The organism is Paenibacillus sp. Marseille-Q4541, assembly GCF_018310695.1.
In the GTDB taxonomy this organism is placed as follows: domain Bacteria; phylum Bacillota; class Bacilli; order Paenibacillales; family Paenibacillaceae; genus Paenibacillus.
The window spans coordinates 1-13267 of sequence record NZ_JAGXCY010000029.1 but is presented as its reverse complement, the minus strand read 5'-3'; the positions used below and the strand labels follow the sequence as shown (position 1 = coordinate 13267).

General features: G+C 42.8%; 12 protein-coding genes. 1 reads left to right on the top strand and 11 read right to left on the bottom strand.

Annotation, left to right across the window (positions count from 1 at the left end):
- Window position 1: 1 nt before the first annotated feature.
- The 3 genes from ispF to KFT32_RS21280 all read right to left on the bottom strand — a co-directional run bounded on the left by ispF (window position 2) and on the right by KFT32_RS21280 (window position 2344).
- Window positions 2–490 carry a 2-C-methyl-D-erythritol 2,4-cyclodiphosphate synthase gene (gene ispF / locus KFT32_RS21290; protein WP_211749501.1) on the bottom strand — a complete coding sequence of 163 codons (489 nt, stop codon included), beginning with the start codon at window positions 488–490 and terminating at the stop codon, window positions 2–4.
- Window positions 487–1182, bottom strand: coding sequence for a 2-C-methyl-D-erythritol 4-phosphate cytidylyltransferase (gene ispD, locus KFT32_RS21285; protein WP_211749500.1), 696 nt, complete (start codon window positions 1180–1182; stop codon window positions 487–489). The genes ispF and ispD overlap by 4 nt, the downstream gene beginning before the upstream one ends.
- Window positions 1183–1255: 73 nt before the next feature.
- Window positions 1256–2344: a PIN/TRAM domain-containing protein gene (locus tag KFT32_RS21280; protein ID WP_211749499.1), complete on the bottom strand. Its 1089-nt coding sequence runs from the start codon at window positions 2342–2344 to the stop codon at window positions 1256–1258.
- A 193-nt stretch (window positions 2345–2537) separates the two neighbouring features.
- On the opposite strand from KFT32_RS21280, the gene KFT32_RS21275 reads away from it, so the two are divergent.
- Entirely contained in the window at window positions 2538–2933 is a 396-nt protein-coding gene (locus tag KFT32_RS21275; protein ID WP_211749498.1) for a nucleoside triphosphate pyrophosphohydrolase family protein, read from the top strand.
- 191 nt (window positions 2934–3124) lie between these two features.
- On the opposite strand, the gene pssA is transcribed toward KFT32_RS21275, so the two are convergent.
- The 8 genes from pssA to KFT32_RS21235 all read right to left on the bottom strand — a co-directional run bounded on the left by pssA (window position 3125) and on the right by KFT32_RS21235 (window position 12914).
- Window positions 3125–3847 carry a CDP-diacylglycerol--serine O-phosphatidyltransferase gene (gene pssA, locus KFT32_RS21270; protein WP_211749497.1) on the bottom strand — a complete coding sequence of 241 codons (723 nt, stop codon included), beginning with the start codon at window positions 3845–3847 and terminating at the stop codon, window positions 3125–3127.
- 50 nt (window positions 3848–3897) lie between these two features.
- The gene (disA, locus tag KFT32_RS21265; RefSeq protein ID WP_211749496.1) at window positions 3898–4974 is read right to left on the bottom strand and encodes a DNA integrity scanning diadenylate cyclase DisA; all 1077 of its coding nucleotides are present in this window, start codon (window positions 4972–4974) and stop codon (window positions 3898–3900) included.
- Between the two features lie 13 nt (window positions 4975–4987).
- Window positions 4988–6355, bottom strand: coding sequence for a DNA repair protein RadA (radA, locus tag KFT32_RS21260; RefSeq protein WP_211749495.1), 1368 nt, complete (start codon window positions 6353–6355; stop codon window positions 4988–4990).
- 207 nt (window positions 6356–6562) lie between these two features.
- Complete coding sequence (gene clpC / locus KFT32_RS21255) at window positions 6563–9007, bottom strand: ATP-dependent protease ATP-binding subunit ClpC (RefSeq protein ID WP_211749494.1); 2445 nt, start codon at window positions 9005–9007, stop codon at window positions 6563–6565.
- Between the two features lie 190 nt (window positions 9008–9197).
- The gene (gene mcsB / locus KFT32_RS21250; protein WP_211749493.1) at window positions 9198–10262 is read right to left on the bottom strand and encodes a protein-arginine kinase McsB; all 1065 of its coding nucleotides are present in this window, start codon (window positions 10260–10262) and stop codon (window positions 9198–9200) included.
- A 29-nt stretch (window positions 10263–10291) separates the two neighbouring features.
- Window positions 10292–10813 carry a protein-arginine kinase activator protein McsA gene (gene mcsA, locus KFT32_RS21245; RefSeq protein WP_211749492.1) on the bottom strand — a complete coding sequence of 174 codons (522 nt, stop codon included), beginning with the start codon at window positions 10811–10813 and terminating at the stop codon, window positions 10292–10294.
- Window positions 10814–10865: 52 nt separating this feature from the next.
- Window positions 10866–11327: a CtsR family transcriptional regulator gene (locus KFT32_RS21240; RefSeq protein WP_211749548.1), complete on the bottom strand. Its 462-nt coding sequence runs from the start codon at window positions 11325–11327 to the stop codon at window positions 10866–10868.
- A gap of 414 nt (window positions 11328–11741) precedes the next feature.
- Window positions 11742–12914 carry a GNAT family N-acetyltransferase gene (locus KFT32_RS21235; protein ID WP_211749491.1) on the bottom strand — a complete coding sequence of 391 codons (1173 nt, stop codon included), beginning with the start codon at window positions 12912–12914 and terminating at the stop codon, window positions 11742–11744.
- Window positions 12915–13267 lie beyond the last annotated feature (353 nt).

Here is a 13267-nt window from a genome sequence, read left to right as displayed (position 1 = left end):
CTCAAGATGATAGCACAGGTTGAATCAGGCAGACAACCGATTGCGCTGCGATCCCCTCTCCCCGTCCTGTAAAGCCTAACTGTTCTGTTGTAGTCGCCTTCACATTGACTTGCGATACTTCAGCATGAAGTGCCTTAGCAATAATCTCCGCCATTTGCGGAATATAAGGAGCCATTTTCGGCTTCTGAGCAATAATTGTGGAATCCACATTTCCGAGCTGATAACCGCGTTCTTCTGCTAGTTCCCACACTCGCTCAAGCAGCTTCAAGCTGTCAGCATCCTTGAATACCGGATCGGTATCAGGAAAATGCTTACCAATATCTCCTAGGCCCAGAGCGCCAAGGATCGCATCACTGATCGCATGCAGCAGTACATCTGCATCGGAGTGGCCGATTAAGCCTTTCTCATAAGGAATAGTCACTCCGCCGATAATACATGGCCTGTCTTCCACCAACTGATGGACATCAAAACCTTGTCCTACTCGAATCATTGTTCTCTCTCCCTTTTTTGCATAAATGCAGCATAATCTAGATCTTCCGGTGTTGTGATCTTGATATTGGTATAACTACCCTCTACAACCTTAACCTGTCCTCCCAGACGTTCAACCAGCATCGCATCATCTGTTCCTGCAAAACCTGATTCTGCTGCCTGTTTATGCGCCTCTATTACTTCTAAAAGACGAAAAGCCTGTGGGGTTTGAATGCTCCACAGACTGCTCCGATCGGGGGTCGCAGTTATTATTCCCTCTGCACTTACTTGCTTGATTGTATCTTTGACGGGAACAGCAAGTACCGCAGCTCCAGATAACGCCGCAGCCTTCATGCAAGCTTCAATGTGTTCAGATTGTACGAAAGGCCGGACCCCATCGTGGATGAGTACATAATCCGTACTCAGCATCTGGAGACCCGCATACACCGACTCTTGTCGTTCTTTGCCGCCCTCAACAACTCGAGTACGATGATCATAAAGTCCCGTTTGCTTAATCCATTCTTCACACCGCTCCACATCGGTTGCACCTGTTACCACAACAATATCCTTAATCATAGGCATGCGACTAAACACTTCAAGTGTATGTATAAATATAGGTTTGTCTTGCAGCAGCAGAAACTGTTTGCTCTCACTCGTTTTCATTCGTGATCCACGTCCTGCTGCGACAATGACTACCCCCCATGATTTCGTCATGTGCATAAACCCCTGCCTTGTCCGTTATCTGTCAGTATCCAATACGTGGACACTTACTCTCCATCATAACGCTTTATTGCGCTTTTTCCAACAGTTTCGGCTTAGCAAAAATCATCCGACCTGCAGAAGTTTGCAGTACACTCGTCACAAGAACTTCCATCATCGTGCCGATATACTCGCGTCCTCCCTCAACGACAATCATCGTTCCATCATCCAAGTAGGCAACACCTTGTCCATGTTCTTTTCCATCCTTAATAATCTGAACCATAATTTCCTCACCAGGGAGAACTACTGGTTTTACCGCGTTGGCAAGATCATTAATATTAAGTACGGAAACCCCTTGTAACTCACATACCTTGTTGAGGTTGAAATCATTCGTCACTACTTTGCCCTGCAGTACTTTTGCCAGCTTGACGAGCTTGCTATCCACTTCAGAGATTTCTTCAAAATCCCCCTCGTAAATCAGTACCTTAATCTCGAGTTCCTTTTGGATTTTATTAAGGATGTCGAGACCTCGGCGTCCACGATTTCTTTTCAGAAGATCAGAGGAATCTGCAATATGCTGCAGCTCTTCAAGCACAAACTCAGGAATAACAATAGTCCCTTCAATGAATCCTGTTTTGCAAATATCAGCAATTCGTCCATCAATAATGACACTGGTATCAAGTATTTTATGTTCTTCAATCCGTCTTTCCTCATTCACCGTACCCGTATTCCATCTTCCAGAGGTCCAGAATGAACCGAGATCCTCTTTCTTTGCCAAACCAACACGAAGACCCATATAACCGAATACGAGCATGAGCGCCACTTGAAGCAAGTCTCCGGGTCTACCAAGCCAGTTAACGGAAGGATAAAGAAGTAACGAGAACAATAACCCTATGCCAAGCCCTAGTGCCCCCGCTGCAAGTTCTCCCATGGGAACACGTGCAAGTTTAGAGACCCCTTCTTCAACCCGTAGATCAAGAATAGATCCAAGCATCCTACATACCAGGACAAAAAATGTGGCACCTAGCACCATAAATAATGTTAATGTTGTTCCTATTCCTAGTGTATCAGATACCTCTCTAGACCAAGGGACCGTTTGTCCTACTGAATGATAAAGCGCATAACCAGACCACGCTCCGCAAAGCCCGGTGAAAATAAAAACAAGTTTTTTCCACACGTCCCTACACCTCCTTCATTACTTTTTCTTTATCCAGTATGATCCAATTTTTCTGGTCCTAATCCTTAGAAAGAGGTATTTTTACAGGTATTCACACAATCACCCTTCCCATTAACCTGTAAATGATGGTTGAAAATGGATTGCGTGGTGGCATATAATAAGTTCAACTGATAACCAGAGGTGAAATAATGATATGAGCGCATCAAGTTTGCAAACGTTCCAGACTCAAGTATCCGAACTGTTGCTTCGCCACCGAAGTCTCATTGACGTTTTGTCCAAGACAGGACAAGCCGACGCTTCTGTTAACCGAGCTGTTTCCAAAGCCATTACAGACTGCGGTTGTATTGAACTGCATGCGACCAAGCAATCTTACGCTCATAATGGCAATCTGGAAGATGCTAAATCTTCGGTACAAACGCATGTACACGGTGAGCTGTGTGACCAATGCAAAGAAGTTATCAGCTCAGAATTAGGACGTAATTTGTTCTATATGTCAGCACTGTGCAATCTGCTAGACATTCAATTGGAAGATGTGATTGAAAATGAAGCCAAAAAGTGTTCTACACTTGGTATTTTCAACCTTTCCTAGGTCACCTAAGAAACGTTTCAGTAATGTACAATCTACACAGCCCATCTGCTCAATGAGTTATAATAAAAATGAAAAAGCATTTACCTTCCTGATTAAAGGAAAGTAAATGCTTTTTCTTATCTAGATCATTCCGTTTGTCTTCACTAACGGTGTCTCATCCGTCTTCTACATGTTCCTTTTGCTACCATACATTAAAGGGATTCATCTTGCTCCCTTTTCTTTTTCCTTTTGCGACTTCGAGCCAGAATAAGATCAATGTTATGAGTCATACCATAGATGGCATAAAGTACGAGAGGAATAAATACTAGCATGGATAGCTGTTCTGAGAACAAGACAGCTAGTGCAATAGAGAACAGGACTACAAGCGGAGCGATCCAAACCGCTTTCTTGGGCAAGCCCACTTTTTTTAGATTAGGATACTTTAATGAGCTAATCATCAGATAAGCTAACAATAAAGTAGCAATCATCATAAAAGGAGCTGAGATATCTTTACTAAATAGAGATAAAGTGGCTAGGACGCCGCCTGCAGCAGGAATAGGTAACCCCGTAAAGTAACCTGGGATTCCCGGCCGTACATTAAAACGTGCCAATCTCAAAGCCCCGCAAATTGGGAATAAACACGTTACAATCCAAGCAAGAGCAACAGGTGCCTCATGGAATGAAACGGTGTACATAATATAAGCAGGTGCAGCTCCAAAAGAGATCATATCCGACAGGGAGTCAAGCTCTTTGCCAAAATCACTCTGAGCATTTAAAGCTCTGGCAATTCGACCATCCAGTCCATCCAATAACATCGCTACAACCACCATAATGGCGGCTAAACTGTAGTGATCTTCGGATGCAAGCAGGATGGCAATCATTCCGAGAGATAGGTTACCTAAGGTAAACAAGTTCGGAATAGATTTTGTTATCATCACGTCACCTCGTAGTGTAACTGTACAATTTTCTTTTAGACTAAGTAACTTTACATTTGTCGATCAATAAACATCTGCTCCTGCAGACGCTTTAAACCATCTTTAATGGTGCGTGCACGAACCTCGCCAATACCGTCTACCTCGTCAAGCTCCTCAATCGTCGCCATAATTACGTGTGGCAATCTTTCAAATTCCTCGACTAGATTATGAATAATGACATTAGGCAGTCTTGGAATTTTGCTAAGTACACGGTACCCTCTAGGAGCTACTGATTCCTCAGAGGCAGCAGCCGCTGCGCCATAACCGAGAAGACGTGCAATATGATGTGTATCCAGTAGCTCATCATCTGTAGATCGTTTTAAGCCGTTAATGATATCACGAATTTTCTCATCGCTGTTATCTTTGGCATAATCCTTATACAAGAGCCAGGCTTCCTCTTCCGTGTTACTAACGAGTTCTTCCATCTGCATGTTAATAAGGCGGCCCTCATTACCAAGCTCATTAATATATCGTTTGATTTCCATCTTGATGCGCAGTACCATTTCCACACGCTGAATTACGTTAACCACTTCGGGAATCGTAACCAGTTCTTCAAATTCCGATGCACTCAAATTTGTCAGGGACTGGTTTAGCACTGCTTTGTATTTTTCCAAAGTTTGAATGGCCTGATTGGCTTTCGTCAAAATTACTCCAATTTCCTTCAGTGCATATCGGAGCGTTCCTTGGTAAAGTGTGATGATATTCCGTCTTTGCGAAATGGATACAACCAGTTTACCTGTTTGTTTCGCTACCCGTTCTGCTGTCCGATGACGAATCCCTGTTTCTGATGAAGAGATGGAGGAGTCCGGAATCAGCTGTGTGTTCGCATACAAAATCCGTTTCAAATCTTCACTCAGGATAATAGCCCCGTCCATCTTGGCAAGTTCATATAAATAGTTCGGTGAAAAGTCGCAATTGATGGAAAATCCCCCGTCAACGACTTCCATTACTTCAGGACTGTAACCGACAACGATAAGCGCCCCGGTTTTTGCACGCAGTACGTTTTCGAGTCCTTCACGGAAGGGAGTTCCCGGAGCAACCAATCGTAACAACTCATTCATTTTATCCAGTTGGCTCGATTCTTTCATCTTTCAATGCCCCCTAATCTAAAGCAGCCGCTAGTGCATCTCCGACCGTGTTAATACCGATCAGTTCTATTCCTTTGGGATGTTTCCATCCCTTCAAGCTCTTCTCTGGCATAATTACCCGTTTAAACCCCAGTTTCTGTGCTTCTTTAGCTCTTTGTTCTGCTCGGGATACTCCACGGACTTCTCCGGTCAAACCTACTTCTCCAAAAATGACATCGTAGGGTTTGGTTGGTAAATCACGAAAGCTGGAAGCAATACTTACCGCCATTGCCAAATCAATAGCCGGTTCATCCAGTTTCACCCCTCCAGCCACATTCAAATAGGCATCTTGATTTTGGAGAAACATTCCTTGTCGCTTCTCAAGAACCGCAATAATCAGCGCCATTCGGTTATGATCAACGCCGGTAGCCATTCGTCTGGGTGACGGGAACTGTGTAGCCGAGATCAGTGCCTGAAGCTCGACAAGCATGGGACGAGTCCCCTCCATACTCGCTGCAACGGTAGAACCTGCAACCCCTAGCGGTCGCTCAGATAAGAACATTTCTGATGGGTTTGCCACTTCTCTGAGGCCGGCTTCCCCCATCTCAAAAATCCCCATTTCATTGGTGGAGCCAAAACGATTCTTTACCGCACGAAGCAAACGATACGTATGGTGACGTTCTCCTTCAAAATAGAGTACACAATCTACCATGTGTTCCAGCATTCTCGGGCCTGCAATAGCGCCTTCTTTAGTAACATGCCCTACCAGAACCGTTGCAATGCCTAACCCTTTCGCAATCCGCATAAACCGTGATGTACATTCTCTTACCTGTGCTACACTTCCCGGAGCACTTGTAATTTCCGGCAGAAATACAGTCTGAATAGAATCAATAACCAAAAAGTGAGGATCTACCTGACTTACGGCTTCCTCAATTCGCTCCATGTTGGTTTCACTAAGAACATATAGATCGGGGGACAATGCTTCTAGCCGATCCGCTCTCAGCTTGGTCTGTCTGACCGATTCCTCTCCAGAAATATACAAGACACGCAAACCGGAAGCTGTCATCGCATGAGAAGTCTGCAACAGCAGGGTTGATTTACCAATACCCGGATCTCCACCAACTAGAATCAGGGAACCTGGTACTACCCCTCCGCCAAGAACTCGATTGAGCTCTTGGATGCCGGTAAGAATACGCGGCTCTTGATCACTTTCTATATTTATGATGGGAAGCGGCTTTTCTTTACTATCAAAAAGGGAGGAATTCCTTCCCTGTGTCTTCACAATACTTTCGGTTTCCTCGACCATGGTATTCCATGACTGACAACCTGGACATTTACCGTACCATTTTGGCGATTCATAACCGCATTCTGTACAATAAAACTTCGTTTTTACTTTGGCCACTACACTTCTCCTCAGTTAACATTTCTAAAGCTTAAAGCATGAATTACATATACCGAATTAAACAAAAAGGATTTACTAAAAGTTTAACATTGAATGCATTTTGGCGTAAAGCTTAATCACAAACTTTACATCATAAGGAATAGTTCTTTTCACTAAAAAATAAAAAAAGCCCCCTGATAAACAGGGGGCTTCTTCAAAAATCATTTATTAAGAATTGGTAGGCACATTACTCTTCTTTGTGACGACAAGTGCGCCATCGTTTTCGTCGATGAGTAGGAAATCACCTTTTGTGACAGTACCCGTAAGGAGTTCCTCAGAAAGACGATCTTCAATATGCTTTTGAATAGCCCGACGAAGAGGTCTTGCCCCATAAGCAGGATCAAACCCTTCTTTGGCCAAGAAAGCTTTTGCCTTATCGGTAAGCTCGAAATCAACATCGTATTCAAGCAGACGTTTACGAAGCTCTTCTGCCATAAGGGTAACAATCTCTCCAATATGTTTCTCTTCAAGAGAATGGAAGACAATAAGTTCGTCAATCCGGTTCAGGAATTCAGGACGGAAGCTCTTCTTCAGTTCATCCATCACTTTCCCTTTCATATTGTCATACTCAGCACCTGCATCTACAACAGCAGTAAATCCAAGAGTGGAATTACGTTTGATTGCATCTGCACCCACATTCGAAGTCAGAATAATAAGGGTGTTACGGAAGTCAACAACGCGACCTTTAGAGTCTGTCAGACGTCCATCTTCAAGTACTTGAAGCAAGATGTTAAATACTTCAGGGTGTGCTTTCTCGATCTCATCCAAGAGAACTACGGAATATGGTTTGCGGCGAACTTTTTCAGTCAACTGCCCGCCCTCTTCATATCCTACATATCCTGGAGGCGCCCCGACAAGTCTGGAGGTTGAATGTTTCTCCATATACTCCGACATATCAATTCGGATCACGGCATTTTCATCTCCAAACATGGCTTCTGCAAGCGCACGAGCAAGTTCCGTTTTACCGACACCTGTAGGACCAAGGAAAATAAATGAACCCATCGGACGTTTTGGATCTTTCAGACCCGCACGCGCCCGGCGAATTGCCCGGCTAACGGCTTTAACTGCTTCGTCCTGACCGATTACCCGTTCATGAAGAATTCCTTCCATATTTAGCAAACGATCTGTTTCTTCTTGTTTCAGCTTGTTAACAGGAATTCCCGTCCAGCTGGCTACCACTTGAGCAATATCTTCCGGTGTTACTTCGGAATCTGTACGCCCTTGTTTTTCTTTCCACTGGTTTTTCGTAACATCCAGTTCCTCGCGAATTTTTTGCTCTGTGTCTCGAAGTGCTGCCGCTTTTTCGAATTCCTGACTTTGAACCGCAGAATCTTTCTCTTTACGGATATCATCCAGACGGTTTTCCAATTGTTTGAGATTAGGCGGTACAGTGTAAGAGTTCAGTCTTACTTTGGATCCCGCTTCGTCAATCAAGTCAATCGCTTTGTCCGGCAGGAAACGATCCGTAATATAGCGGTCGGACAATTTTACTGCTTGTTCAATCGCCTCATCTGTAATTTTCACACGGTGATGGGCTTCGTAACGATCTCTTAATCCATGCAAGATTTGAATAGCTTCATCGACAGATGGCTGATCTACGTTAATCGGCTGGAAACGGCGTTCAAGTGCAGCATCTTTTTCAATATATTTACGATACTCATCCAGTGTAGTAGCACCAATACATTGTAGTTCACCACGGGCAAGAGCAGGTTTCAAAATATTCGAAGCATCGATAGCTCCTTCTGCTCCCCCTGCACCAATAAGCGTATGCAGCTCATCGATAAACAGGACAATATTGCCTGCCTGGCGTATTTCATCCATAATTTTTTTGAGACGATCCTCAAACTCACCACGATATTTCGTGCCTGCTACGACAGAGCCCATATCGAGTGTCATTACACGTTTATCACGTAACGTTTCAGGAATCTCATTAGCAATAATTTTTTGAGCTAGGCCTTCCGCAATTGCGGTTTTACCTACCCCTGGCTCACCAATCAGAACTGGGTTGTTCTTCGTACGGCGACTGAGCACTTGAATAACACGCTCAATTTCCTTACTCCGACCGATTACTGGATCGAGATTGCCTTCTTTTGCTGTAGCAGTAAGATCACGAGCCAGACTATCCAGTGTAGGCGTGCTTACATTTGCTTGTGTGCCGTTATGGCTAGATACAGCTTCACTGCTTCCAAGCAACTGCAACACTTGCTGGCGAGCTTTGTTAAGGCTAATACCGAGGTTATTCAGCACACGTGCTGCAACCCCTTCACCTTCTCTGATCAAACCGAGCAAAATATGCTCTGTTCCAACGTAAGTATGGCCCAGCTTACGAGCTTCATCCATTGAAAGCTCAATTACTTTTTTCGCACGTGGCGTATATGCAATATTGGTAGGTTGCTCTTGACCACGACCAATGAGAGTTTCTACCTCATCCTGTATTTTTTCAAGACCAAGGCCAAGACCGATCAGTGCTTTTGCAGCAATACCTTCACCTTCACGAATCAGGCCGAGCAAAATATGTTCGGTACCGATGTTATTATGACCTAAACGAACCGCTTCTTCTTGAGCTAAAGCGAGAACTTTCTGCGCTCGTTCCGTAAATCTTCCAAACATCATATCCCCTGCACCTCCATAAGTTTAGAAATGAATCCTTTATCTATATATCCAGGCTGTTCAAGATATCGCCCGGCCGACATAATGCCGGTAAATCCCACGTCTGTTGTTCTTGTTAGGACAAGAATACAATGGTATGGGTTATTACTTAAACCAGTGTTACTTGAGTTGTAACAAATATTGTAACAGAGCTTTACTGATGTTCTTGAATAGTATCCCTTATCAGCTGTGCACGGTACATGTCTCTTTCCCCAGCTTCCAGTATTCTTCCGAATTTCTTCTGAAGAAACCCAGGCTGTATCATCACATTCAGCTCGTTCATTTGAACAATTGATTTTTCTTTGATCAGGTCCAAATCGATACCTAGTCGTACATCAGACAAACGCTGAGCGGCTTCCTTGGAATCCATAATATACGCGTGAGATAGAATACCATATGATCGCATCACACGATCGGCAATACGAAGTTTTGAATCCCTCATAAGTCTTTCTCTTGCATTACGCTCATGACCGATAATTTGTAAAACAACACTATATAAGTTTTCAATGATCTCAGCTTCGGATTGCCCTAATGTAATTTGATTCGATATTTGAAACAGATTTCCTGTCGCCTCACTGCCTTCACCGTAAATTCCTCGTACCGCAAGACCAACTTGAGATACGGCAGTGAGTACTCGACCAATCTGCTTCGTCATTACGAGAGCGGGTAAATGCATCATTACTGAGGCGCGAAGACCAGTCCCTACGTTCGTTGGACAACTAGTGAGGTATCCTCTGCGATCATCGAAAGAATAATTGATATGGGCTTCAAAAACATCATCTATTGCTGAAGCTCGTTTCCACGCTTCCTGTACCTGAAAGCCAGGATACAAACACTGAATCCGCAAATGATCCTCTTCGTTCACCATAATACTGATCGATTCATCTTCACTTAGAATGACCGCACCATTTCTTGATTCACTTGCAAGGTTCGGACTAATGAGATGTTTTTCCACCAGTATTTCCTGATCGAGCTCTGAAAGTTCATCCAGGTTCAGTACATGGAAATTGCCAAACTGATGAATATCGTCAAATTGAAGGACTTCCGTTACCTTATCGAGTACCGCTCTCGATTGTTGGTCTGTTGCCAACATAGGAAATGGAAAGCTCTGCACATTTCGTGCCACTCTTACCCGGCTGCTAATGACAATTTCTGAATCAGCTGCGGTATTCCGCATCCATTCACTAAGTGGTTTATCGGTAAACCGGATATCTGACATGGTGCATACCTCCTGCTCTTTACCAAACTTTACTCCTCGGTTATTTCTTTTTCAAGTTCACGAATCTGATCACGCAATTCAGCAGCAGACTCGAATTCCTGTAAATTAATATGTTCCTGGAGTTCTTTCTTAAGCTCATCTACTCTTCGTTTTAAATGAATTTTACCTCCAGCACGGACTGGGACTTTACCCACATGAGTAGTATTCCCATGTACGCGCTTAAGAAGCGGATCCAGACGATTAGAGAAATATTTATAACAAGAACTACAACCAAAGCGATTAAGCTTACTAAACTGCTGTATCGTCATCCCACATTCTTCACACTGAAGCGTTTCAGGTGCAGGTGTACCACTAGTCTTGTGTTTCCCGGATTCAAAATCCATAAGGCCTGAAAGGAGTCCATGGATAGAGAACCCATTGGAGATACCGGACAAATGATCTCCTTTTTCTCTTGCGCAGCTTTCACAAATATGGAATTCCGTCTTCTCTCCATTCACAATTTTCGTAAAGTGAAGAGTAGCAGGACGTTCATTACATTCTTGACAAAGCATACCGCATACCTCCTTTATTTCAATCCTAACGGATAAACGAATGCTAGCAGACTTACTTACCGAGGAGCGAAATTAGCATTGCCTTTAACATACGAGCACGGATTTGATCCCGATAGGGAAGTTTAATAAGCAGCACTTCTCTCGACATGGCAGCTTTGATCAAAGCCGCCTCTCTGCAATTCAGAAACTTTGCTTCTTCCAGCTGATAAATGAGTCCTTCTGCAGAAGCCTGATTGATTTCATCGCCAATATGCTGATGGAAATGCCCACCGAGCACAGACTGTGCAGGAAGTTCAACTCGCTGTATCCGTATATAACCGCCACCACCACGTTTGCTTTCTACAAGATAACCTTTTTCCAGAGTGAAACGGGTACTAATTACATAGTTTATCTGGGACGGCACACAGGAAAACTTATCCGCGAGATCATTCCTCTGAATTTCAATCATGCCATCAGAGCTATCCTGCAAAATATTTTTCAGATATTGTTCGATAATATCAGAAATATTACGCATCCTCATCCCCCACTGTATAAAACCCGTAAGTTGATCCGATTCGTTAGAATCTTTCATTGAGGCATCTCCATTAAATTACCCATCTAATCAGGAGTGCGAACCCCATTCATCTAAATGAATGTGCTCTTTTATGAACAACACATTAAACTTTCATGCTTAGCATGGTTTGCTGTGATGCGAAGTACATAACATAGCCTAAATCAACTTACTACCTAATATTATTAGTATAACCAAGAAAGTGAAATTTGATTTCTGTTGACTTTGACTTTCTTTGACTTTGTATTCATTATAACACACTATGTGGAATTCTCAAGTAGGTTCCTTTTTTCATTTTTCACAATTCCCTGTAAATTATTCATAAAAACAAAAAACTCTTTTGACCATAGGATCATAAGAGTTTTTTTGTTTTTATGATTAGAAAAAATCCATCAAAAATGTTTGTCCTTGTGGAATGAGATTCTCAAGTTCTGTCACTTTTTGTGATTGCCCCTGTAGCTTGTTCATATTAAATAATTGTTGTGGGCGCTTATATCCCATAAAAAGAGCAGAAAATGTCTGGATATCTCCCGTCAAGTCTGCATTAATCTCTTCTTCTAAAGTCAGGAGTTTAGCCTGTGCTTGCCCCTTATCATTTATTGAGATGCTCCATATCCCAGTATTCCAAGGAGCTGTAGGATCATCAATCTGAATCGTCAACTCAGAACTCTTGTCAGTTTCAAATGTATATTGCTGTAAGAAAGACTCCATATCGACAATACGCCCCATAAAATATGGCACTGTCTCTTGCGTTACTCTTGGATCTAGAAGCATATAAGGAAATTGGTCATCACCTGGCACCATAATAAGCTTCACTTGCTCAATACGAGAATCATGATTTGCAAAAAAGGTCCATAAAGCGCTGCGTGCTTCCTCGTTCAAATAAACAAACTCATCACACACCAGCTCTTTGTCTTTTAACTCATAAAGTACATAACCTTGCGGTTCCCCTTCAGGCGAATAATAAACAGCACTGTGTTCAAAGTCTTGAAGGACTGATTCCTTCCACCACTCCTCATCTCGAACAAGCGTACCGTTGTAACGGCAAGCAAAAGAGTGATACAAAGCATCTAAAACAGATAAGTCTTTAACGTCTCTTACAATTTTCCCTGGATACTCAACCTTAGCAGGAAATTGTTTGGCAGGAATAACATAATTCTTATATTCAGCATACAACTCCCAACCATACTTACGATAGAAAGGAATAGAGAAGGGATGTAAAAAAGATAAGCTCTGTCCTTTATCCTTCATTACTTTGAGCGCTTGTTTGAGCAGTTTAGAGACATGCCCCTTACGACGATTTTCCGGCCATGTGGCTACTCCCGCAATTCCACCCATATGTAAAACCTTGCCTTGCAGATACACCTCAAATGGTACTATCGTTAGTTTTGCTTGCAGTACATTCTCTTCATAAATACCCCATGACTGCTCGGGCTTAAATCTTTCTTTTCTTTCTTCTTTTTGCTCCGGTGTTAATGTATAGTGAAAGGCATATTCTGATAGGCTGTTGCTTTGTTCATATTCATCTACTTTAAGTTGTCTGATTTCCATTCTTCCACCTCTTTTTATGGATTATATTGTGTTCCTGAGGAAATTAAGAGAAAGCTAGGTTCTTATGTGAAAATAAATAAAAAAGAAGAAAACCTACAGCAGCTTCCTTTATATCACTCTTAGCTTGAGTGTGTCAGAGCATCCATTAAAAGTCAATGAAACTACACTAGTTTAATGAAGTACTTTTATAATGCATCATTTTCCGAGAGAATGAGAGAAAAGAATTTATGAGTAACACAGATTGAATACTAAGTGAACTATAAAAATAAAAAAAGACACTACCTATTGGTAATGTCTCTTCTTTGCTTGGCGGCGTCCTACTCTCCCAGGACCCTGCGGTCCAAGTACCATCG

Excerpts from the sequence above, each read along its gene's own strand:
- disA (WP_211749496.1), bottom strand. The coding sequence starts at position 4,974 with ATGAAAGAATCGAGCCAACTGGATAAAATGAATGAGTTGTTACGATTG.
- KFT32_RS21275 (WP_211749498.1), top strand. The coding sequence starts at position 2,538 with ATGAGCGCATCAAGTTTGCAAACGTTCCAGACTCAAGTATCCGAACTG.
- KFT32_RS21240 (WP_211749548.1), bottom strand. The coding sequence starts at position 11,327 with ATGCGTAATATTTCTGATATTATCGAACAATATCTGAAAAATATTTTG.
- mcsB (WP_211749493.1), bottom strand. The coding sequence starts at position 10,262 with ATGTCAGATATCCGGTTTACCGATAAACCACTTAGTGAATGGATGCGG.
- mcsA (WP_211749492.1), bottom strand. The coding sequence starts at position 10,813 with ATGCTTTGTCAAGAATGTAATGAACGTCCTGCTACTCTTCACTTTACG.
- pssA (WP_211749497.1), bottom strand. The coding sequence starts at position 3,847 with ATGATAACAAAATCTATTCCGAACTTGTTTACCTTAGGTAACCTATCT.
- ispD (WP_211749500.1), bottom strand. The coding sequence starts at position 1,182 with ATGACGAAATCATGGGGGGTAGTCATTGTCGCAGCAGGACGTGGATCA.
- ispF (WP_211749501.1), bottom strand. The coding sequence starts at position 490 with ATGATTCGAGTAGGACAAGGTTTTGATGTCCATCAGTTGGTGGAAGAC.
- KFT32_RS21235 (WP_211749491.1), bottom strand. The coding sequence starts at position 12,914 with ATGGAAATCAGACAACTTAAAGTAGATGAATATGAACAAAGCAACAGC.
- clpC (WP_211749494.1), bottom strand. The coding sequence starts at position 9,007 with ATGATGTTTGGAAGATTTACGGAACGAGCGCAGAAAGTTCTCGCTTTA.